The organism is Chitinophaga ginsengisegetis (assembly GCF_900168065.1).
In the GTDB taxonomy this organism is placed as follows: Bacteria; Bacteroidota; Bacteroidia; order Chitinophagales; family Chitinophagaceae; genus Chitinophaga; species Chitinophaga ginsengisegetis.
In genome coordinates, this window is sequence record NZ_FUZZ01000001.1 from 3202791 (window position 1) to 3226085 (window position 23295).

The window sequence follows — 23295 nt, forward strand, 5'->3', positions numbered from 1 at the left end:
GAGAGCTTTTTTTATAAAAAAAAGATGCCAATTGAAAGAGAGCCGCTATTTTTGTGCGGTTTTCCTAATTGGAAAGTTAAGTTAGTGACCATCAAAAATTGATCTTGCAAATGAAAGGAATTATCCTGGCCGGCGGCTCCGGCACCCGCCTACACCCCATTACGTATGCTATCAGCAAACAGATAATGCCGGTGTATGATAAACCAATGATCTATTACCCGCTGTCTACCCTGATGCTGGCGGGCATCAAGGATATCCTGATCATTTCCACCCCGCACGACCTGCCGGCTTTTCAACGGCTTTTCGGCAACGGACAACAACTTGGACTGAATTTAACCTACGCAGAACAACCCAATCCAAATGGTTTGGCCCAGGCTTTTGTGATCGGTGAGGAATTCATCGGTAAGGACACGGTAGCCCTGGTACTGGGTGATAACATCTTTTACGGCGCCGGACTCGGTACGCAACTGGCACATAACACCAACCCCGACGGCGGAATCGTATATGCCTACCAGGTATCCGACCCCGAAAGATATGGAGTAGTGGAATTCGGTGCAGACATGAAAGTACTGTCCATCGAGGAAAAACCCACCCAACCCAAATCCAACTTCGCCGTACCGGGACTTTATTTCTACGATAACGAAGTAGTGGAAATCGCTAAAAACCTGCAACCCAGTCCACGCGGCGAATATGAAATTACAGATGTAAATAAAGAATATTTACAGCGTGGAAAATTAAAAGTTTCTATCTTACCACGCGGAACGGCATGGCTGGATACCGGTACCTTCGACTCGCTCATGCAGGCATCCCAATTTGTACAGGTAATAGAACAAAGACAAGGAATCAAAGTAGCCTGTATCGAAGAAATCGCCTACCGCAAAGGATTTATTGACGCCAGCCAACTTAAAGAACTGGCCAAGCCTTTGCTGAAAAGCGGCTATGGAGCTTACCTCGAAACGGTGCTCAATCAAAAAGTTTTCTGAAATATCAAATAAACGTAAATCTGAAATATCATGAAGGTTCTTGTTACGGGTGGTTGTGGCTATATAGGCGCGCATACTATTGTAGATCTGATCAATAATGGATTTGATGTAGTATCTGTAGACAGTAATATCAGGAGCAGCACCCAATTATTAGATGGTATAGAGAAAATTACCGGAAAAAAGGTACGCAATTACAAAGTAGATCTTTGTAACCTGGAAGACACCAATGCGGTATTTCATGAAAACCGGGATATCGTTGGCGTCATCCATTTTGCAGCCCTGAAAGCAGTGGGAGAATCTGTAAACGAGCCCCTGATGTACTTTCAGAATAACCTCACCTCGCTCATCAACGTGCTGAAATGCGTAAAAGAATACAATGTCCCCAACCTCGTATTCTCCTCTTCCTGCTCCGTTTATGGCAATACCAAAGCCCTGCCGGTAGTGGAAGAAACTCCGCTCGGCGAAGCTCAATCGCCATACGCACGTACCAAGCAAATGGGTGAACAAATCATCGAAGACTATAGCCGGGTAAATGAAACCAACTCTATCCTGCTTCGTTATTTTAACCCGGTAGGCGCACACCCATCCGCACTTATCGGCGAACTGCCACTGGGAAAACCAGACAACCTGGTTCCCGTAATCACCCAAACGGCTATTGGTAAAATTCCTAAAATGACCGTATTCGGAACCGATTACGATACCCGCGACGGTTCCTGCGTTCGTGACTATATCCACGTAATGGATATCGCCGCCGCTCACACTAAAGCGCTCCAATACCTCATAGAACACCGGAATTCCAGCAACTGCGAAGTGTTTAACCTCGGCACCGGCAACGGAGTAACCGTTCTGGAAGCCATCAAGGCATTCGAAAAAATTTCCGGCATCAAATTAAACTACACCACCGGCCCACGCAGGGAAGGAGATGTGATCTCTATTTACGCCAACAACAGTAAAGCAAAAGAAAAGCTGAACTGGGAACCCAAAATTGGTATCGAAGACAGTATGCGCACTGCATGGCAATGGGAAGTGAGCCTGCGCAATAAAGTGCTGAGTAACTAGGATCCTCTTTTTTTAATGATTACATTTACGCTTCAATTTTAAAAAGACCACAATGGTAAAAGATATTCAACCACTAAATGAAAAAGAAACCCGCGGTGGGTTTGGTGAGGGCATACTCGAAGTAGGTCGTAAAAACCCCAATGTAGTTGCGCTGACAGCAGATTTGCTCGGTTCTATGAAACTGAACGCTTTTATTAAAGAATTTCCTGATCGCTTTGTGCAGGTAGGTATCGCAGAAGCCAACATGATCGGCATCGCCGCCGGCTTAACCATCGGCGGTAAAATCCCCTACACCACTACTTTCGCTAACTTTTCTACCGGAAGGGTATACGACCAGATCCGTCAGTCTGTTGCCTACTCCAACAAGAACGTAAAAATATGCGCTTCCCACGCAGGACTTACCCTGGGTGAAGATGGCGCTACCCACCAGATCCTGGAAGATATCGGCATGATGAAAATGCTGCCCGGAATGACTGTAATCGTACCCTGCGATTTCAACCAAACCAAAGCAGCTACCATCGCTATCGCTGATTACGAAGGACCGGTATATCTCCGTTTCGGCCGTCCGAAATGGCCCAACTTTACCGCTGAAGACCAGAAATTTGAAGTAGGTAAAGCACAGATCCTCCACGAAGGAACAGACATCACCTTATTCGCCTGCGGTCACCTGGTTTGGATTGCCATCGAAGCCGGTAAAGTACTGGAAGAAAAAGGCTACAGCGTGGAAATCATCAACATTCACACTATTAAGCCGCTGGACGAAGCAGCAGTCATTGCTTCCCTGAAGAAAACCGGTTGCGCAGTTACTGCAGAAGAACACAACGTACTCGGTGGTCTGGGCGACAGCATCGCACAGGTAGCTGCCCGTCATACGCCTGTTCCCATTGAATATGTGGGCACCAACGATACGTTCGGTGAAAGCGGTAAACCGCTGGACCTGCTGAAAAAATATGGCCTCGATGCAGGTCACATCGTTGCCGCAGCAGAAAAAGCAATACAGCGTAAGAAAAAAGCATAAGCAAAGCAAATCGCCTTCGGTGATTGTCTTTTACAGAATCAGACATCAGTCTGATGATAATATTTTGGGAGATGAAAGCAGATATACCTGCTTTCATCTCCCAAATCTTTTTTACATCAAAACGTAATCGCCGAAGGCGATCTCTCCACCCTCATTAAACTTTGCCACAATCTCCGCGTCTTATGAACAGGTTTTTATTTATATTCAATGAACTAAAACCTGTTAAGAACCATTTAACCTATGGCCGTTTCACAGGACGATAAATCACTCTTGGCATTATACCGTATACCTGATACTAAGGAAAAAGGGTTTACCCTTATTATCCAAAAGTACCAGGAAAGGCTTTACTGGCATATCCGCAGGATGGTAATGGATCACGACGATGCCAACGATGTGTTGCAAAATGTTTTTATTAAAGTGTGGAAAAATCTGGAAAATTTCCGGGAAGATGCACAGCTATATACCTGGCTCTATAAAATAGCCACCAACGAAAGCCTGACTTTCCTGGAGCAGCAAAAACGTAAAACGTCCGTTTCGCTGTCGGATATAGAAACCGGCCTAAGCAACAAACTCAGGGCAGATCCGCAGTTCGATCCCAATAAACTGGAATGGAAACTGCAGCGCGCCATCCTCAGTTTACCCGATAAACAAAGGATTGTATTTAACCTGCGCTACTATGATGAAATGCCCTACGAGGAAATGAGCAAAGTGCTGGATACCTCGGAAGGCGCCCTGAAAGCCTCTTATCATCATGCTGTTAAGAAAATCGAGGAGTTCATCCGTAATGGCTGAGTATAAATTTTACAAATATTTATTTTAAGTAATTTTTAAAGAATTTTACCAAAAGATTAAAATCACATTAAACTATTAGTACCGTTTACTGTCTAAAAAACAGCAAATATGAACAGGCAGACCTACATAACAAATGAATTAATGCAAATAGCTCCAGGCACCAACTGGCCCGCAGAAGTACCATTTACGGTACCAGCAGGCTATTTTGAACACCTGCCCGCCGCTATCCTGCTGCAAATTCAGCTGGAAGATCTGCGTTCCGGGACAACCGCTGTTCCAAATCAGCCGCAAACTGTTCCTGCCGGCTATTTCGAAGGATTACCACAGGCCATCCTGCAACGGATCCAAACGGAAGAAGAAACCAGCTCCCTCACCTTCGTACATGCGGAACTGGAAGCTATTTCCCCCTTCCTGGCGGCAATCCCCAAACAGACGCCATTTACAGTACCCACCGGCTATTTTGAGTCGCTCCGGGCCAACTCCAGCCCCGTAATTCCACTGCGGGTAGCGCACCGGAACCGGACCGCCACGTGGTTGAAATGGACCGTGGCCGCCTGTCTTACCGCTTTCATCGGTAGCAGCGCCATACTGTTCGTTATCAACAATAACAACCATCATAATACTATAGAAAGACAACTGGAAGACCTGAATGACCAGGATATCGTTAATTACCTGCAAACCCACACAGATCCCTTTGATAATGAAGCTTTCTTTGCCAGTTCCGCGGAAACAAGCCCGGTGCAAAGTCAGCTGAATGAAGCAGTTCCACTGGAAGCCATCGAAAAATACCTGCAAAGGACCGATTTATCAAAGGAAGTGTTACCTGAAAATAAATGATGAAACATTTTTACTTTATATGGATTACAATGTTTGTGCTCCTCACCCATGCCGGCGTGAGTAACGCCCAGCAAACCCCGTCCGAAAGCGCCGCAGAAAAAATAAAAGCCATACAGATCCAATACCTCTCCCAGAAATTAAACCTCACACCGGAAGAAGCCCAGAAGTTCTGGCCGGTTTATAATAATTATACCCATGAAGTGGAACAACTGATCGCAGAACGCCACCAGAAAAGAGACCAGGAAAAAATAGCCACCGACAACGCCGACGATGCCGCCCGGAGAAATATGGATAAGGAACTGAAGTACGAAAAACGAATGCTGGACATTAAATCACGCTACAGTACAGAATTCCAGCGTGTACTCCCCGGCAGAAAAGCAGGCATGGTGTTTAAAAGCGAAAGAGAATTCCGGACCATCATGGTTAACCACCTCAATACCCAACGCATGAACAGAATGGGTGGAGGCCCGAGAAGAAGACCCTGAAAGAATTACGGGGAAGCCCCCGCAATTCTCTTTATTTATAATGTGCCCTTACTTCACTTACCATCCCTTTCTCATTAATCACCATCATCTCCGTACTTAATTTATCATTGATACTCTTATAATAAAGCACAATAGAATTCACGCCTTCCAGGATGTGATACAGCTCAAAATGCAGATCAGGATAGGCTTCCAGCCCCCTGGTGAAGTAAGCCTTTAAGTTTTCTTTCCCCCGGATACAACCCGTAGGGTCATTGTTGATTCTTTTAATTAACGGGGAATAGAAGGTAACATCATCGTCGTAGTGCGACATTATTTCGTCGAGGTTGTGTGAATTCCACGCCTGTACCCAGGCTTCACCGATGTGGATCAGATTTTCCATTGCTGTTTTTTTTCACAATGTAAGCCATCCGCCGGCACAACTATTTGCTGAAAAGATCAGTTTCCATTTTACGCCATTGCAATGGCGTTACTTCAAAACAACGGCGGAACTGCCGGTAAAAATGGGTTACGTCTTCAAACCCGGTGCTGTAAGCTATTTCCGCGATCGGTTGCTCCGTGGTACGCAACAGGAAACCGGCCATCTGCAACCGCTTCTCCAGCACCCAGTGCATAGGAGAACTATGATAAATATCCCGGAAGCGGCGTTTCAATGTGGCAGTGCTCATGTGCCCCATAGCAGCTACCTCTTCCAGCTGCTTTACTTCTGCCATCCCTGTACTCAGCTTTTCCATCACCTCCGGAAGCGGATACATAGCGGCTTTGGTGAGCATGGCACTTATAGCTTCTTCTCCGGAAATAAGATGAAGCGCGTGTGAAATAATGTCGTAATAATCAGGTGTGGTGAGGTTATCGTCTGCAAAGTGACGCAGCAGCGATTGGGTGAAGCTGTGCCACCGGCTGTTTACCGGCAGCGTGGTTAATGCCCGCCCGGCCGTATTGGTTTTCCCTGGCTTTTTGAGGAAGGCCAGGATCATCTCATCCGGGATCACCAGGTTAATGCTCCCGTATTGCCGCTGTGGCCGTAATATTTCAGAGCAAAGCAGGCTTCCGGGCGGAATTATCATCGCATCTCCGGCATGCAGATAATGTACCTGCCTGCCGTCGTACATTCTTTTCTCTCCCTGTACTACCAGGTTGAGTATCGTTTGCGGAATATACAGTTCGTGTGTGGCCTGATCACGGTAAACACTATACGATGCCCAGCTGCGGCCTTGTTGCTCCCATGTTTTAATGGTATCCTGTCCGGTAAGTGACAAGCTGTTAAACAACGTATACATGCTCCTTTAGCTTTTAAAACTTAGCAAAAGGTTCTTTGGTATCATGATAAAAAAGGAATGTCCAGCCTTCCTGTTTGCCGCGCTCCAGAAACTCCTGGCGAAGTTCCATACTGCGCTTGCCGTCGTAATCATATTTAGCTGCAAACCTGCTCCTCATCTGGGATATCTGTGGCGCCACATCTCCCCCGAAAAATATTTTATCCGTTCCATCATCTACCAAAAACACCTGGTGATAAGGACAGTGACCACCGGTCACTTCGTAGTGAATATATCCGTCGATAGTGCCATTGCCGGTAGTAAACACCACGTTATCCCGCTGTTGTAATAATATTATATCTTCGGAGAGATAGGATTTGCCGGAGTGTTCTATCGCATAAAGCATTTCCTCGTTGTTCACATAATAGGTAGCCCCCGGAAAATTGAGCGTACGCTCTTTCGTGATAGGATCTTCTGAAGAAACGCCACCGGAATGATCTTTATGTAAATGGCTCATCAATACCTTGGTGATCTCCATAGGATTGATGCCATTGTCTATCAGGTGCTGGTGGATTTGCAATACGCCATCGGGGTTACGGAAACCCAACCCGGTATCAAATAAAATATAGTCGCGGTCCGTGATAACAAGGAACGGCTGTATTTCAACCAGCAACGAACCATGCGGGCGGTCCTGCATGCTATCCGTTCCCAGCTTAAAAGGAAAAAATTTCTTGGTCCCGTCTACGGTAAATGACCCTTCTGATAATGGAATGATACGTGCCATTTTGCAAAGATACTATCTTAACACCATCTGCCGGTCGGCATCCAGCCGCAGCAGTATAAATATCAGCATGGTAAAGGTCATCAGGGAAGACCCGCCATAGCTCACCAGTGGCAACGGAATCCCGATCACCGGCGCAAGACCGATCGTCATAGCAATATTAATAGCCAGGTGGAAAAAGATGATACTGGCTACTCCATAGGCATACACCCGCGTAAAGGTCGATCGCTGTCGCTCCGCCACAAAAATGATCCGGAAAAGCAGGGCTACATAAATACCCAGGAAAATCACGCTCCCGAAGAAGCCGAAATCTTCTCCCACAGTACAAAAGATAAAGTCGGTACTTTGTTCAGGTACAAAATCATAACGGGTTTGGGTGCCTTTCAGGTACCCCTTTCCCCAGAAGCCGCCGGAACCGATGGCAATCATACTCTGCCTGGTATTGTAGGTCGCCTTGGGATCATTTTCCTTACCCAGCATTACTTCAATACGGCGTACCTGGTAGTCTTTCAGCACTTTGGTAAATACAAAGGGAACGATGAACATTACAAACAGTCCGCAGAAGGCATATACCCCCAGTATCAGTGCAAGCTTCGATCGCTTTCGTTTTATTTCGCGCCGCATAAAGTATATGACCAGCGCGGTGATGACCGTAAAAATGATAAACAGTATCGTTCGGTCAACCAGCAGGGCCGACAGTACCAGCACAATGCCCGAAAAGGCTATCACCAGCAATACGCCGGGTAATCCTTCGCGGAACATCACCAGGAAAAAGGAAAAATATACCAACGCCAATCCTGTTTCGTCCTGCAAAATGATGATACCGGCAGGTATCAGGGCCAATGCAGCGGCAATCAGTCTCGATCGTAGTTTCGTGAAATCAGTTTCCTGCGACGACAGGTATTTGGCGAGGGCCAGGTTGGTACAGAGCTTGGTCAGCTCCGCCGGCTGAAACTGGAATCCCCCGATCACCAGCCAGGAATGCGATCCCTTCACATCTTTACCGATGCCCAGTACCAGCAACAAAAGCAGTAGCCCGCCTGCATACATCAGGTTGGCCGTGGCCGTAAAAAATTTACTGTCTGTAAGCCATATCACTGCTGCCAGTACAATGGATACACCAAACCAGATCAGCTGTCTGGAATAATTTTTACTTGGATGAAGGATATCCTGCCACACGTTATCATCACCCCGGTATTCCGCAGCAAAAATGGACATGATGCCTATGATCACCAATGCCAGGTACAGGCCAACTATTGGCCAGTCAATCCCTTGTGTCAGTTTGGCTTGCGAGCGGTTCATTATCGATTAATCGGTTTATTCGATGATTGGTTAAGGCTTGTTCTTCTTAATAACAGCATTCTGATTCAATGAATCCAAATGCGATTTAGCCAGCATGGCCTGATCTATTGTTACTGTTTCCATCACTGTTTTCAACAGCGGCTGACGTTTGGTGGAGATACTGTCTTTCAGGTATTTCTCCATCATCAAACTAGCAATAGGCGCTGCATACTTCGCACCAAAACCGGAGTTTTCCACAATCACGGCAATGGCTATACGTGCTTTTTCAGCAGGGGCAAAGGCCACAAACACCGCATGGTTCTTCAGTTTTGTTCTTACACCGTTTACAATACCGTAGTTTTCTGCTGTACCGGTTTTACCACCAACGCTGATACCTTCAATCTGCGCAATACGCCCGGTACCACTTTCCACCACATCTGTCATACCGTGAATAACAGCGCTGTAGGCTGTATCAGAGATATGCGCTACTTCGTGTTTCTGTTTGTATTTATCCAGGAGATGCGTGTTATCGTTATCAATACTGGCTACAAAGTGCGGAATATAGTAGGAGCCACGGTTAGCCACAATACACATGGCATTGGCCATTTGCAGCGGTGTTAACAGCAACTCACCCTGACCAATTCCCAGGAACACCGAAGTACAGGAGTTCCAGCTGCCTTTGTACCGGGCATCATAGTATTTTTTATCGGGCACCAGTCCACGTCCTTCACTGGGAATATCTACCCCTATCTTATGGCCAAAGCCGAAGTTGTTCATATAGTCGGCCCACTTCTGCATGCCGCCTACCTTGATGCCGCCAAATTTGGCCGCATCCACACTCAAACGGTATACATGCGAAAAATAGGAGTTACAGGAATGCGATAAAGCCAGGCGGAGGTTAGCCGCGTGACCGGCGTCGTGGTGTTCGCATTTGATAGGTCTTGAACAGCCGTAGTAAGCGCCGCCACAAGGGTATCCAAAGCTCGGCGTAATTACGCCTTCATCCAGTCCTACCAGTGCAATCATCGGTTTAAACGTGGAGCCCGGCGGATAAGTAGCCTGGATGGCACGGTTAAACAGTGGTTTGGTAGTATCTGTATAGAGTTTACTGAAATTGGCGCTCCGGTACGGACCTGTGAGCAGGTTGGGATCGAAGCTAGGACCGCTTACCATTGCCAGGATACCGCCGGTTTGCGGATCAATGGCCACGATGCTGCCCGATTTACCTTTCATTAATTTTTCGCCGAGTACCTGTAATTCAATATCCAGGGAAAGCCGCAGGTTCCGGCCTGCTACTGCCGCACTGTCAAACTCCCCGTTTTCGTAAGCGCCCTGTGGCCTGTTCAGGTTATCTTTAATCAGGTATTGTATACCGCGTTGTCCCATTAATACGGTTTCATAGGTCTTTTCCAGACCAGTGAACCCCAGATAATCGCCGGAGTTATAGGAGGCATAATTCCCTGTGTCCTTTAACATGGCGGGGGATATTTCCGCAATATATCCGAGAATATTAGCTGCAGCCGAATAAGGGTAGGAGCGGATTTGCCGGGGAACCAGTTCAAAGCCCGGCTGGAAAAGGTACATGCTTTCCTGTAGCTGGCCGAATACTTCCGGCGCCAGCAGGGGGGCAAAAACTGATTGTCTTACCCGGCCGTTTTTGATAATGGCGGTAACAATCCGTTTCCTGAATTCTTCCTTATCTATTTTTAAAATATTACAGAGATAGCCTGTATCGATGCTTTTTACGCTGGCAGGCGTTACCACGAGGTCATATAATACGTCGTTGCCGAGGATGCTGCGGTTCTGCCGGTCGTAGATAATACCCCGGCTTGGATAAATGACTTTACGAAGCACGGCATTGGCATCCGCCAGCTTGGCGTACTTCTTTTCCACTACCTGCAGAAAGAATAACCTGGTGATGATCAGTATTACCATCCCAAGTATAATCATCTGTATTACTCTCTTCCTGGGCTGATTGAATACTGACATGCTATTAAGGACGGAATTATTTTAAGTTACAAACCTACGTTAAAAAGCAGAAATTATTTTTTCGAGAAGAACAGCAATTCATACAGCACAATCAGGAAAAGACTGGCCAGTGTTGAAAAAATGATCTTCATCACCAGGTATAACGGGTTGCCCATACCAAATACTTCCAGTGTAAAGAAAAGCGCATGGTGCAGGAATACCAGGATAGCGGCATAGATGAGAAACTGGGACACGCCCATACTGGTCATCGAAGGCGTTTTCTGGGTAGTTTCAAAACCTCCCTGGGGCGATAGGATATTGATAATAAACGGACGCAGATAAGCAATGAATACACAGGCAGCAGCATGCATACCAGGCGTATTCATAAACATATCCAGTGAAAGCCCCATCAGCAATCCCAGGAGCATAAGCCCCGGGCGTGGCAGATTAAAAGGCAGCGCCAGGATAAACAGCATATAAAGATAGGGGCTCACCAGCTGGTGCAACAATATTTCATTGAGCACAAACACCTGAATCAACAGCAGGAGCACGAAGCGGATTATATTTCTTAACAGTATACTCATTTAATCAACTTATACGTTGAATCTTCCAATCTTTGTTGTTCTTCTTTCAACAGGTTTTCTATCACATACACATACTGCAGGTTAAAGAAATTGGTAGCCAATTTTAACCGGATAGTAAATGAGGTGCTGGCTTTGTCTCCTACAGCAATGCTTTCCACATAGCCGATCGGAATATTTTCGGGGAACAGGGCAGAGAAGCCGCTGGTCACCACCGTATCACCTTTATGTATCTTGGCACTTTTCGGTACATCTTTCAACAGGGCATAACCGGCATCTTCACCGTCCCAGTGTACGGAACCCATTTCTTTTCCCTGACCCAGGCGGGCGCTGATGGATACAGAATTGGATTTTGAGAGCATGGACAATACCACGGAGTAGTTGTCGCTCACGCTTCTCACCACACCTACCACGCCGCTGCTACTGATAACACCCATATTAGGACGGATACCCTGCAGGCTGCCGCGGTGAATAGTAATATAGTTAACGGGTTTATTGATGGAGTTGTTGATCACTTTGGCGGAGAAGTACTCGTACCGGCGGATCTGTGTGCCAATGATCCGGTGGGCTGTATCATCGCTGTACTGGCGAACGGTGTCAATTTTGATCCCGTTGGTGGTTACCATGCTGTCGTAGCTGGTACGGAGCATGTTGTGCAGGCGCATGTTTTCATTCACCAGGCTGTCGTTGGTCGACTTCAGGTGAAAGTAATACTGTACATTATTATACTTGTCATATAATTTCCCGCTGATGTCATTTGCGGAACTGAGGTAGGCGGCTCGCTGAAAGTTGTTATGCTGGAATACCAATACCATACAAATCACTTCCAGCAGCAGAAATAAGAAGAAGTTAAAATATCGCCTAAAGAAAATGATTAGATTTCGCACAAGCGCGCACTATTTTAGGATTTGGTTATCCGGATACCCTGCCGTTCCTTCCCAATAGGATGAATAACAAAATATCCGGATCACAAATAGTTTTATTGCATCAGGAACGGATACTTACCTACATGCTTTAAGGCAATACCTGTACCTCTTACCACTGCGCGTAACGGATCGTCTGCTACATGCACCGGCAGTTTGATTTTTTGGGTAAGACGTTTATCCAGTCCGCGCAGCAATGCACCGCCACCGGTCAGGTATAAACCCCTGCGGTAAATATCTGAGGCCAGTTCCGGAGGCGTTGTTTCCAGCGCTTTCAGGATGGCTTCTTCGATTTTAAAGATAGATTTATCAAGGGCTTCCGCAATTTCCTGGTAAGATACCATGATTTGCTTGGGGATACCGGTTACCAGATCCCTTCCGTTAACAGGAATATCATCCGGCGGGTTATCCAGTTCCTTCAGGGCTGACCCGATATGGATCTTAATCTGTTCCGCAGTTCTTTCACCTATCAGGAGGCTATGGTAACGGCGCAGGGCTTCCATGATATCAGCAGTGAACTCGTCACCGGCAATACGGATACTCTGGTCGCAAACAATACCAGCCAGGGCAATTACCGAAATACCGGTAGTACCACCACCTATATCAATGATCATATTACCCACCGGCTCCTCTACATCAATACCGATACCCAGGGCAGCTGCCATTGGCTCGTGCAACAGGTATACTTCCTTCGCGCCGGCCTGTTCTGCAGAGTCGCGTACAGCTCTCTTTTCCACTTCCGTAATGCTGGAAGGGATACAGATCACCATCCGCCAGCTTGGTGCAAACAAGGGCTTTTTGGGGTAAACCATTTTTATGAGTTCCCTGAGCATTCCTTCAGCGGCATTAAAATCCGCTATCACGCCATCTTTCAGGGGACGTATAGTACGAAGATATTCGTGTGTTTTTTCGTGCATCATCATGGCCTTTTTTCCAACTGCCACAATTTTGCCACTAGCCCGTTCTATCGCTACAATGGAAGGCTCGTCCACTACCACCTGGTCATTATGAATTATCAGCGTGTTCGCTGTACCAAGATCAATCGCGATTTCCTGCGTTAAAAAATTAAAAAATCCCATTGTTGATACGGTCAAAAATTAGAATGCAAAAATGAATAATTCCAACGAATATACGATGCAAAAAATGGATATTCTTGCAATAATACAGCTAAATATTAAAAAAAGTTATTTGTTGTACAAACGGCATAGTAACTGCTCTCTTTATGCTCCGACCAGATGAACGGGATAACCCCGTTTTAATTGTTCCTACTGCCTAAAATTGTGCCTTTACAAGTCCCGCTTTTCAATTGTCCTGTACCAGTCCTCCCTACTGTAGATTAACTCCGGCTAACGTCTAAACAAATTCGTATCCGATGTCCCTGCGGTATACCTTACCGTCAAACGCAATCTGCTCCGCTGTTTGTACAGAATGAGCCAGTGCCAAAGACAGGTCAGACGCCAGTGAAGTAATGCTCAATACCCGGCCGCCGTTGGTTAGCACCTCGTTGCCTTCCTGCCGGGTACCGGCATGAAATACAACCTGGTCGCGGGTAGGCGCCGGAATTCCGTTGATCACCTTATTCTTTTCGTATGCTTCAGGATATCCTTTTGATACCAGCATCACCGTAGCAGCTGCACGCTCATCAGCGTAAATGGTTTGCTCGCTCAGTTTGCCGGTCATTACTGCAGTAAACAGTTCCAACGCATCATTCTTCAAACGTGGCATCACAACTTCCGTTTCCGGGTCGCCCATACGGCAGTTATATTCAATTACAAAAGGCGAACCCTCTACATTAATCAGGCCAAAAAACACAAAGCCATGATACACAATACCTTCTTTGGAAAGCCCTGCTATCGTGGGCCGGATCACATCATCCTCTACTTTTTTCATAAAAGCAGCGTCGGCAAACGGCACCGGCGACACGGCTCCCATACCACCGGTATTCAGCCCCAGGTCACCTTCTCCAATTCTTTTATAATCCTTTGCTTCGGGTAATATCTTATAGGTATGACCATCGGTGATCGCAAATACAGACAACTCAATACCTGTCAGAAACTGCTCCACTACCACGGTTTTGCTGGCATCGCCAAACTTAGCTGATTTGATCATCTGCTCAAACTCCTCTGCCGCCTCTTCATAAGAAGCCGCTATCACCACGCCTTTACCTGCGGCCAGTCCATCGGCCTTTAACACAATTGGTAAGGAGTGCTGCTGAAGATAAGCCAATCCTTCTTCATAATTCTCTTCACTAAATTCCCGGTAAGCAGCCGTAGGAATATTGTTCCGCTGCATAAACAGCTTGGCATAAGCTTTACTACCCTCCAGCTGGGCGCCCTCCTTTGATGGGCCCAGTACCGGGATATGCTGTAACAAGGCATCTTTCTGAAAAAAGTCATAGATCCCGTTTACCAGGGCCTCTTCAGATCCGGGCACTACCAGGTCGATCGCATTATCCAGGCAAAAGGTCTTTATCTTATCAAATTCACTCACTCCCATGTTAACGTTCGTGCCGCATTGAGCGGTACCGGCATTACCCGGCGCTATAAACAGTTGACCGCAAAGGGTGCTTTGTGACATTTTAAGGGCCAGTGCGTGTTCCCGGCCACCACTTCCAAGTAATAGTATGTTCATATGAATTGCCTAATAAATGCAGATGCGAAAGAAAGTGCAAAGAAAGATCAAAAAACCGCAAAAAATGAGCATTTATACCATTTTTTTACGCAGATTAACGATTTTATTTAACTTGCCACATTTAAAGGTTCACGAAATCTAAAACAACTATTGCTAAAACTAACCAATTTATGATGCAAACTACTGTTGCACAAGAGTCCCCTATTGCCTCTGAGAAGGGCCACCCTAAAGGGCTCTCAGTATTATTTGCCACGGAAATGTGGGAACGGTTTAACTTTTATGGTATGCGGGCGTTACTCACGCTCTTCCTGGTAAATGCACTGGCTTTTTCCGAAGCAGACTCCTCTATCATTTACGGCGGCTTTCTTGGCTTATGTTATCTCACCCCCATGCTGGGAGGATACATCTCCGACAGATACCTCGGTAACAGGAACTGTATTATATTAGGTGGTTTTATAATGGGCGTTGGCCAGCTCCTCATGGTACTCAGCGCCACAATCTACGCTACCAACGTGGAAACAGCCAAAACCATCGTTTGGCTCGCCCTCTTCATCATCATCTTCGGTAACGGCTTCTTTAAACCCAACATCTCTTCTATGGTGGGCCAGCTGTATCCGAAAAACGACGGCCGTCTCGATTCTGCCTTCACCATCTTTTACATGGGTATCAACATGGGCGCCTTCCTCGGTATGCTCATCTGCCCGATCCTCGGTGACGTGAAAGTAGACGGTGTAAGAATGGTGAGCGCTTTCAAATGGGGTTTCCTCGCTGCCAGTATAGCCATGTTCACAGGAACGATCCTCTTCTTCTTCCTGAAAGACAAATACGTGGTAAAGCCAAACGGTGAAGCCATCGGCGGTAAACCGGATTTCTCCAAACCTTCTTCCATAACCGGCGAAGCCGACAAAGCCAAATTTACTACCGGCGCTATCGTTGGCGTACTGGTTTTAATGGTAGCCCTCTTTTTTAGTATCCACTACCTGTCGCTCGATCCCAACCCGATCAAATCATGGGTATATCCTTTTATATATGCCGCCGGTATCAGCCTTGCAGTACTGATCCTTACCGATAAATCTATTACCAAAGTAGAAAGACAACAGATCACCGTTATCTATTTCGTGGCCTTCTTCGTTATCTTCTTCTGGGCCTGCTTCGAACAAGCCGGTTCCTCCCTTACCTTTGTAGCTGATTACCAGACAGATCGCCGCCTCTTCGGCTGGGATATGCCTCCTTCCTTCGTTCAAAACGCCAACTCTATCTTCATCATCGTATTTGCATTGCCTTTCAGCTGGTTATGGCTCAAATTACAACAACGCAACCTGGAGCCCATCTCCCCGATGAAACAATCACTCGGACTGGCATTGCTGGCACTCGGATTCTTTATCATCGCTATACAGATGAAAAATCTCGGACCTAACGAGAAACTGGGCGTAAGCTGGTTGATCCTGATGTACCTCTTCCATACCCTCGGCGAATTGTGCTTGTCGCCGATAGGCTTGTCGCTGGTATCCAAACTGGCCCCTCACCGTTTCTCTTCCCTGCTCATGGGCGTATGGTTCCTCGCCAATGCTGCCGGTTACGCACTTGCCGGTACCCTCGGCGCCCTGCTGCCGCCAACCCTGGATAAATACAAACTCGCTACTGATAACGGTATCGACCTGAAAGGCATCCTCGATGGCACCATCACCGCTACCGCACAGCAGATGGATAAATTACAAGAACTTAAACTGGCTACACATTACCCAACCTTCGCAGGCTTCACCATCCACAACCTTTATGAGTTTTTCATGGTGTTTGTAATCCTGCCAGGCGCCGCAGCCATACTGCTGTTCCTGTCTACCAGCTTCCTGAAAAAATGGATGCACGGTGTTAGGTAAGTCACCCTTATTATAAAAAGGAAAGGAGGAAAGCTGATAACTTTCCTCCTTTCCTTTTTTAAAAGTAAATTCATTCCTTATTACATCTCTACCTGTAATCCATAAACAATCTTATGTCTGATAACAACTTCAAACCCTTTGTTTTACCCGGCGTACAAATGAAAGAATTTACGCTGAAATCCATTTTACTGGGCTGTGTTTTTGGCGTCATCTTCGGAGCGGCCACCGTGTACCTCGCGCTGAAAGCAGGTCTTACCGTTTCTGCATCTATTCCTATTGCTGTTATCGCTATTACCTTAGGAAGAAAATTTTTCAAGACCACCATCCTGGAAAACAACATTATCCAAACTACCGGATCTGCCGGCGAGTCCATTGCTGCGGGGGTAGTATTCACGCTGCCGGGATTCCTGTTCCTCAGTGATGGCGGCGGTACGCAGTTCTTTAACTACTTCACCATCCTCATCCTGGCCATATTCGGCGGTATTCTCGGTACCCTGATGATGATCCCTTTAAGAAAATCACTGATTGTAAAAGAACATAAAACCCTGCCTTATCCCGAAGGCACTGCCTGCGGCGATGTACTGATAGCAGGGGAGAAAGGCGGCGACTTTGCAAAAACTGCCTTCTACGGACTGGGCTTTGCTTTTGCTTATGCCATCCTGCAAAAGATCCTGCACGTCATTGCCGAAACACCGGAATACATGACCAAACAGGCCAGTAAATTTTTCCCTTCCGCTAAAATCAGCGCTGATATCACCCCGGAGTATATGGGTGTGGGTTATATCATCGGTCCACGCATTGCGGGCGTGCTGGTGGCCGGCGGCGTGCTGTCGTGGCTGGCACTCATCCCGCTGCTCGCATCATTGCTGCCGGCAGATGTGATTGCCACGCAGCTGGTGAAAATAGGCTACCTCGCTAACCTGCAAACACCAGGCGGGCAGGGCGACTGGAATCCGCTCACACACACTTTCTCCGATTATTCTTCCGCCGTTTATTACGCATACGTAAGACAAATCGGCGCAGGCGCCGTAGCAGCAGGTGGTTTCATCACCCTGCTGAAAACTATCCCTACTATCATCTCCTCTTTCAAAGGAAGCATAGGCGCTATTAAAGATGGCTCCGGCAGTACAGACGAAAAAGGAAATGTACCCAGAACAGAAAGGGATCTTAGCCTGAAAGTAGTGCTGTTTGGCAGTATTGCCCTCATCCTGCTGATGGCTTTCTTACCACAGCTTCCAGGCGATTCTATCGGTAAAAAATTACTGGTAGGTTTGCTCGTAGTCGTTTTCGGCGCATTCTTCGTTACGGTATCCAGCCGTATTGTAGGGCTAATCGGCTCTTCCAACAATCCTATTTCCGGTATGACCATCGCCACACTGATGGGCACCTGCCTGGTGTTTATCGCCGTAGGCTGGACCGGCAAACTATATGAACCAATGGCACTGGTGGTAGGCGGTATGATCTGTATCGCAGCAGCCAATGCCGGCGGCACTTCCCAGGATCTGAAATCGGGCTACATCGTAGGCGCCACGCCTATGTACCAGCAAATAGCGTTGTTCATTGGCGCCATTGTATCCTCTGTGGTAATAGGTTTAACAGTGAAGTTCCTGGATAAGCCTACGGCAGATATGATTGCGCACGGTGTTACCGAACACGCAATCGGCAGCGCATATTATCCTGCCCCGCAGGGTACCCTCATGGCTACACTGGCAAAAGGTATTCTTTCATTTAACCTCGACTGGCAATTTGTACTGGTAGGAGTGTTCCTGTCTGTAACAATGGAACTGTGCGGCGTTAATTCGCTCTCTTTCGCAGTGGGCGCCTATCTTCCATTATCCACTACATTGCCCATCTTTGTTGGTGGCGCTATCCGTGGTGTGGTTGATCACCAACAAAAGAAAGCCAATAAAAAAATATCTCCGGAAGAAGAGGAACTAGGTAAAGGCAACCTGTTTGCCACAGGACTCGTGGCCGGTGGTGCGGTAGCCGGCGTGATTATCGCTATTCTCGCGGGTTTCGACTGGTCCGCTGTCATTCTTGCCAAACTCAATAATCAACAGCTGCTTACAAATATCCTCGGGCAGGGTGGCTACTATATAATAGGATGCGCCTTTTTTGCGTTTATGGGCTGGTACCTGTACCGCACCGCCCGCAAAGCCTAGATCCAACTTTTCAAGATCATTACTGATGCCGGTAACGGGGTGTAACAATCCATTACCGGCATCCGTTTTTATTTTTAAATGTTTAATTTAGCCGTTGATTAATTAGAACTGATTATAATATAACCTATGCGCATATTAGTTACCGCAATGCTCAGCGCCATTGTTTTACTGGGCACATCCTGCGGCAAGGATAAAGACGATAGCCGCCAACGCAGATTTATTTCATTGAAGCTGGACGACAGGGTTTATCTTTCAGAAAATCCCAAAGGCACTATCACCCTGCCAAATCTTACGGACGAAAACCCGGATAATGATTATCCCACTATGGAAATCACCGGCCAGAGCTATAACGGAGATGTGATCACCTTCAGCTTAGCTACAGCATCCATGCCTTTCAAACCGGGCGTGTATCCCGCTACACAGAAAGGAAATGGCTTACTGATCGCTTTGAACAGCACTTACTACACCAACCTTACTTCAGCAGGAAGCACTGATTTTAAAATTACTATTACCAGTATAGATAACCTTACGGTAGAAGGAACTTTTTCCGGAACATTGAAAGATGCCTCCGGCGCTGGCGGGACGCGCGTTACTAAAGACGGAGCTTTCAGAGCGCTCATCAGTCAACAGGGACAATAACGGGGCGGGGCGGAGGTGAAATATTTTCCCTCCGCACTAAACAAACGATAGATGAGAATAGGTATTTTTCAGTACTGCTTTATCATCAGCACCCAGCCAGTTAGATAACAGGGTAGCATACACGCTTTTAAAGTCAACCTGGTATTGCAGGTCCCCATCTTTCAGGTTAAGCAGGTCCGGACCATCGTTGATAAGCCCCGGCTGCTTTAGCCCGCCACCCACCAGGAACATATTATTCGCAGTACCATGATCGGTACCTCCACTGGCATTCTGGCTTACCCTTCTTCCAAATTCAGAGAAAGTCATCACTACAACATCCTCAAAACGATGATTCGCCTTCAGATCATCCGTAAATACCGTTAACGCATCACTTAGCTGACCAAACAGGCGGGCCTGTTGATCCTGCTGGTTTACATGGGTATCAAAACTACCATGCGACACATAATATACTTTGGTGTTGATATCCGACATTACCAGGTTGGCAATGGTTCGCAGGTTCCTTCCCAGTTCTGTATTGGGATAGGGAGCGGAAGATTTATATGTTTTAAACTGTTGCTGGATATAGGCTGCAGAAGAAATGGTTTCACCCATCGTTTTATACAGGTAATCCGCATTATTGTGATGATCGTTATCGCTGGTATGCTGCTTTAAAAGTTCCGCAAAATATTTATCATTACTGGTACCGTAAAGCCTTGCGGGGTCTGTCATTGCAAGCCCTTTATCGCTGTCGCCTTTCAGCGCCAGGCTCAGGGTATCATCTATTTCCAGCGCCTGTGTGGGTTTATCACAACCCTTGCATTGCGCATCGAGGTAGCGGCCTATCCAGCCATCAGACCAGTACTCGTTCGACTGGCTCGCAGAGTGCCAGATATCCATAGAGCGGAAATGCGAGCGATCCGGGTTAGGATAGCCTACATTGTTCAGAATGCCCAGCGCACCATCATCATACAGGGCCTTTAACCCTTTCAGCGCCGGGTGTATTCCCAGTTCATCATTCAGGGAAAGGGCAGCTTCCCTTTTTATGCCCAGCGCCGGGCGCGCCTTATAATAAATATCGTTACGATAAGGAATAATAGTATTCAATCCATCATTACCACCGGATAGCTGGATGATCACCAGCACCTTGTTGCCGGGAGGTGCGAGATGCCCTCTTTCCAGTGCTTTCAGGAACTTTGGCATCATCATCGCTGCTGAAGCCAATGAACCTACCTGTAAAAAACGACGCCTGTTGAGAATCAGCATAGCATAACTTTTAGCGGTTAGTAGTTAACACAATTGATATTCCGGTGTACTCATCACATCAATCGTTACCGTTTTGATATAGTTTTCCCGGCTGCTGCTATCAGCATATTTTTCCAACAGCTGGCGGCTGATATTGCCGGGCTGCTGCAATAAAACGCCGGCAATTTCATCTGCCAGTTTCTCTCTCGGTATCTTTTCGAAGCCGGCCACGTAAGGGTCCCAATTCACATTTGCATTTACTTTTTTTGCGAATTGCCGTTTCAGGAAATCATTGATCTGCAGCGTCATTTTATAGTTAGCGCCTTCGCCCATTTCAGGCGTCAGCTCTTTGGGCTTTACATTAAACGCCTGGGAATACAATATCACCTGTGGCACACGTAACCGGAACATCAGGCTGGAACTGTCGATCCAGTTCCGCCCGCCGGGCCAGCCGGCTACATTGGGCGGGTAAAAAAGCAACTGACCCAATACGCGCTGAAACAACAACATCACTTCTTCCTTTTCAAAAGTCATGGGAATAGTTCTGCGGATACCTGCCAGCAACTCCACGGGCGATTTTATCCTGTTACCGATAATATCCGGACTGTAAAACCAGTCGGCCATAAATATCTCTTTCATCAACGATTTGATGTGGTAACCCGACTGGTAAAACTTTTCCGACAACGCGGTAATCCGCGCTTCATCAGGGGTTTCAGACACAAAGTACTGGTATATTTTTGCGGTAATGAACCTGGCGGTGTGCCGTTGCTCCAAAAGTATTTTCAGTACATCATCTCCATTAAAATTTCCCTGTTTGCCCAGGAAATTTTTCACACCATCGTCATGTTGTTTTTGCCGGAAAACAAAAGTGCCGGTTTCATCAAAACCCCATCCGGTAAAGGCTCTTGCTGCTTCTTTCACATCATGTTCGGAATAGTTACCTCTTCCCATCGTGAATAGCTCCATCACTTCGCGGGCAAAATTTTCATTGGGATGTTGTTTTCGGTTCTGCTGATTATTGAGGAATTGCAGCATAGCCGGGCTTTTGGATACTGCACTGAGCAGATCTCCAAAATTGCCGAGTGCATTTTCACGCACTACCGATAGCAGCTGCTGATTAAATAATACGTTTTGCGTGCGGCAGGCAAAATGACCATGCCAGAAAAGACTCATTTTTTCGCGGAGGGGATGTTCACTCTGTACCATCGCATTTACCCATGATACATTCAGGTCTTTAATGCCCTGGTCATTCATCTGCCGCACACTTTTCTTTTCCTCCGGTGTCATTGTTTTCTGCTTCCGGTAATCCGGAAGATCATCTGCTGCTACTACATCTACAGAAGTAACTGACGCTCTTGCAGGGCCGATAAGTATCTTATTCACAATTTTTTCCCGCCTTTTGCTTTCCCAGTGAGAGATCACAGGGAGGGTTTCTCCAAAGCCAGCGCGCCAGGCGAGATGTTGCATCTGAATTTTACGGGCAACTTCAGCCATAAGCATTGATTTATAGTGAGACTATCAAATGCAGAACGGGTTTAACCAATCAGCGGCGTATCACAGAAATAATCACCGGGAACGGTTGTTAACGGAACTTCCACACCTGGTAACTGCTTCCTTTTTCAAAAACACTTTCTTCCAGTGGCAGGGTGAGAAATGCATCTGCTTTAAGCAAACTGGCCAGATCGCCCGAGCCCTGGTAAGGCTGCGGTATGGCCACCAGTATGCCGTTGGGTTGTGATTGTAATTTTACAGGCAAATAATATTCCAATGCGGCGTCAAAAATAACTTTCTCCGATAACTGCGCATAGCAGGGCTCCGGCAATGCCGCGCCCATAGCGGATTGTATCCACGCGTGTATGTACCTGTAAAAACACATAAAGCCCGATACGGGGTTGCCGGGTAAGGCAAACACAACGGGACCATCTTTGAAAGTGCCGAACAGGAAAGGCTTTCCGGGCCGCTGCTGCACTTTATGGAATACCTGTTGCATTCCCAGCTGTTGCAGTACGGCAGGCAGGTAATCGAACATACCTGCACTTACCGCGCCGGAGCTGATCCATATATCGGTTTCGGCCAGCAATGGCAGGAGCTGGTCTTTCATAGCTGCTTCATCGTCCGGCAGGTGCACATAACGGGCAGGAATACCCATTTCCGACAGCGATGCCAGCAGGCTGTATACATTGGAAATGCGCACCTGGTGGGGTTCCGGTGTTTCATGTACCGCTACTAGTTCATCTCCCGTAGCAATTACCACCACACGGGGCAATTTGCTTACTTCCACCGTGGTTTGGCCCACGGTGGCCAGCACACCGGCTTCAGCCGCACCTATGCGGGTGCCGGGCTTTATCAGTACGGACCCGCTATCCACATCCGAGCCTTTTCTATGAATATTTTGCCCCTTCTTTACAGCGCCATGAACAGTAAAGCGGCGGAATCCTTCATGTTCGGAGGGCGTGAGGTGTTCATATTGAATAACTGTATCCGTCATTTCCGGCAAAATGGCTCCGGTCATTACTTCAATACAGTTGGCAGTATTGGAAAGCTGCAGCTGCGGTGTGCCCGCAGCCTGTACGTCTTCCACGCCAAAAATATGCTGGCCCCGGGCGAAGCTGTCGTAATTGACAGCGATACCATCCATTGTTACGCGGTCAAATGGCGGAAAGGGCCTGTCGGCCAGTACAGGCTCCCGCAAAATACGGCCGGCAGCGGATTCAAACGGTACCGTTTCAGTACCCAGATCCCGCACAGTTTGCATCACAGCCTTAAATGCAGCAGCAACAGTCAACATCATTTTGAATTACTTT

The 23295-nt window shown here is 47.1% G+C and carries 21 protein-coding genes; 9 read left to right on the forward strand and 12 right to left on the reverse strand.

The genetic code is table 11. The features are described 5' to 3' along the window. Nucleotides 1–110: 110 nt before the first annotated feature. From rfbA to B5Z18_RS12675, 6 genes are all read left to right on the forward strand, one after another. Nucleotides 111–983, forward strand: coding sequence for a glucose-1-phosphate thymidylyltransferase RfbA (gene rfbA / locus B5Z18_RS12650; protein WP_079469696.1), 873 nt, complete (start codon nt 111–113; stop codon nt 981–983). Between the two features lie 30 nt (nt 984–1013). Then, the gene (gene galE / locus B5Z18_RS12655; protein ID WP_079469697.1) at nt 1014–2042 is read left to right on the forward strand and encodes a UDP-glucose 4-epimerase GalE; all 1029 of its coding nucleotides are present in this window, start codon (nt 1014–1016) and stop codon (nt 2040–2042) included. 52 nt (nt 2043–2094) lie between these two features. Further along, nucleotides 2095–3060: a transketolase family protein gene (locus B5Z18_RS12660; protein WP_079469698.1), complete on the forward strand. Its 966-nt coding sequence runs from the start codon at nt 2095–2097 to the stop codon at nt 3058–3060. A gap of 240 nt (nt 3061–3300) precedes the next feature. After that, nucleotides 3301–3852: an RNA polymerase sigma factor gene (locus B5Z18_RS12665; protein ID WP_079469699.1), complete on the forward strand. Its 552-nt coding sequence runs from the start codon at nt 3301–3303 to the stop codon at nt 3850–3852. A gap of 141 nt (nt 3853–3993) precedes the next feature. Continuing rightward, on the forward strand, nt 3994–4689 hold the full coding sequence (locus B5Z18_RS12670) for a hypothetical protein (RefSeq protein ID WP_143313562.1): 696 nt from the start codon (nt 3994–3996) through the stop codon (nt 4687–4689). Continuing rightward, nucleotides 4686–5174 carry a hypothetical protein gene (locus B5Z18_RS12675; protein WP_136374535.1) on the forward strand — a complete coding sequence of 163 codons (489 nt, stop codon included), beginning with the start codon at nt 4686–4688 and terminating at the stop codon, nt 5172–5174. Before B5Z18_RS12670 ends, B5Z18_RS12675 begins: the two co-directional genes overlap by 4 nt. A 31-nt stretch (nt 5175–5205) precedes the next feature. On the opposite strand, the gene B5Z18_RS12680 is transcribed toward B5Z18_RS12675, so the two are convergent. The 9 genes from B5Z18_RS12680 to purD form a co-directional block, all read right to left on the reverse strand. Then, nucleotides 5206–5553, reverse strand: coding sequence for a nuclear transport factor 2 family protein (locus tag B5Z18_RS12680; protein ID WP_079469702.1), 348 nt, complete (start codon nt 5551–5553; stop codon nt 5206–5208). Between the two features lie 40 nt (nt 5554–5593). Further along, nucleotides 5594–6451 carry an AraC family transcriptional regulator gene (locus B5Z18_RS12685; protein ID WP_079469703.1) on the reverse strand — a complete coding sequence of 286 codons (858 nt, stop codon included), beginning with the start codon at nt 6449–6451 and terminating at the stop codon, nt 5594–5596. Between the two features lie 13 nt (nt 6452–6464). After that, complete coding sequence (locus tag B5Z18_RS12690) at nt 6465–7211, reverse strand: MBL fold metallo-hydrolase (RefSeq protein WP_227024420.1); 747 nt, start codon at nt 7209–7211, stop codon at nt 6465–6467. Between the two features lie 12 nt (nt 7212–7223). After that, a complete protein-coding gene (rodA, locus tag B5Z18_RS12695) occupies nt 7224–8510 on the reverse strand; it encodes a rod shape-determining protein RodA (RefSeq protein ID WP_079469704.1) in 1287 nt (428 codons plus the stop codon). Between the two features lie 30 nt (nt 8511–8540). Then, a complete protein-coding gene (gene mrdA, locus B5Z18_RS12700; protein WP_079469705.1) occupies nt 8541–10478 on the reverse strand; it encodes a penicillin-binding protein 2 in 1938 nt (645 codons plus the stop codon). 53 nt (nt 10479–10531) lie between these two features. After that, nucleotides 10532–11041, reverse strand: coding sequence for a hypothetical protein (locus tag B5Z18_RS12705; protein ID WP_079469706.1), 510 nt, complete (start codon nt 11039–11041; stop codon nt 10532–10534). Beyond that, nucleotides 11038–11925: a rod shape-determining protein MreC gene (gene mreC, locus B5Z18_RS12710; RefSeq protein WP_079469707.1), complete on the reverse strand. Its 888-nt coding sequence runs from the start codon at nt 11923–11925 to the stop codon at nt 11038–11040. The genes B5Z18_RS12705 and mreC overlap by 4 nt, the downstream gene beginning before the upstream one ends. Nucleotides 11926–12017: 92 nt before the next feature. Then, nucleotides 12018–13055 carry a rod shape-determining protein gene (locus B5Z18_RS12715; protein WP_441573244.1) on the reverse strand — a complete coding sequence of 346 codons (1038 nt, stop codon included), beginning with the start codon at nt 13053–13055 and terminating at the stop codon, nt 12018–12020. A 259-nt stretch (nt 13056–13314) separates the two neighbouring features. Beyond that, nucleotides 13315–14592 (reverse strand): phosphoribosylamine--glycine ligase, encoded by a 1278-nt coding sequence (purD, locus tag B5Z18_RS12720; RefSeq protein WP_079469709.1) that lies wholly within the window; start codon nt 14590–14592, stop codon nt 13315–13317. Between the two features lie 170 nt (nt 14593–14762). Between purD and B5Z18_RS12725 the strand changes: the two genes are divergently transcribed. The 3 genes from B5Z18_RS12725 (at nt 14763) to B5Z18_RS12735 (ending at nt 19270) form a co-directional block, all read left to right on the forward strand. Beyond that, nucleotides 14763–16469, forward strand: coding sequence for a peptide MFS transporter (locus B5Z18_RS12725; RefSeq protein ID WP_079469710.1), 1707 nt, complete (start codon nt 14763–14765; stop codon nt 16467–16469). A gap of 113 nt (nt 16470–16582) precedes the next feature. Beyond that, complete coding sequence (locus tag B5Z18_RS12730; RefSeq protein WP_079469711.1) at nt 16583–18631, forward strand: OPT family oligopeptide transporter; 2049 nt, start codon at nt 16583–16585, stop codon at nt 18629–18631. A gap of 126 nt (nt 18632–18757) precedes the next feature. Then, nucleotides 18758–19270: a hypothetical protein gene (locus B5Z18_RS12735; protein WP_079469712.1), complete on the forward strand. Its 513-nt coding sequence runs from the start codon at nt 18758–18760 to the stop codon at nt 19268–19270. 36 nt (nt 19271–19306) lie between these two features. Here B5Z18_RS12735 and B5Z18_RS12740 read toward each other — a convergent pair whose 3' ends face one another. From B5Z18_RS12740 to B5Z18_RS12750, 3 genes are all read right to left on the reverse strand, one after another. Further along, nucleotides 19307–20512: a DUF1501 domain-containing protein gene (locus B5Z18_RS12740; RefSeq protein WP_079469713.1), complete on the reverse strand. Its 1206-nt coding sequence runs from the start codon at nt 20510–20512 to the stop codon at nt 19307–19309. A gap of 24 nt (nt 20513–20536) precedes the next feature. Continuing rightward, nucleotides 20537–21985 carry a DUF1800 domain-containing protein gene (locus B5Z18_RS12745; protein ID WP_235015916.1) on the reverse strand — a complete coding sequence of 483 codons (1449 nt, stop codon included), beginning with the start codon at nt 21983–21985 and terminating at the stop codon, nt 20537–20539. An 88-nt stretch (nt 21986–22073) separates the two neighbouring features. Further along, complete coding sequence (locus tag B5Z18_RS12750; RefSeq protein WP_079469714.1) at nt 22074–23282, reverse strand: molybdopterin molybdotransferase MoeA; 1209 nt, start codon at nt 23280–23282, stop codon at nt 22074–22076. Nucleotides 23283–23295 lie beyond the last annotated feature (13 nt).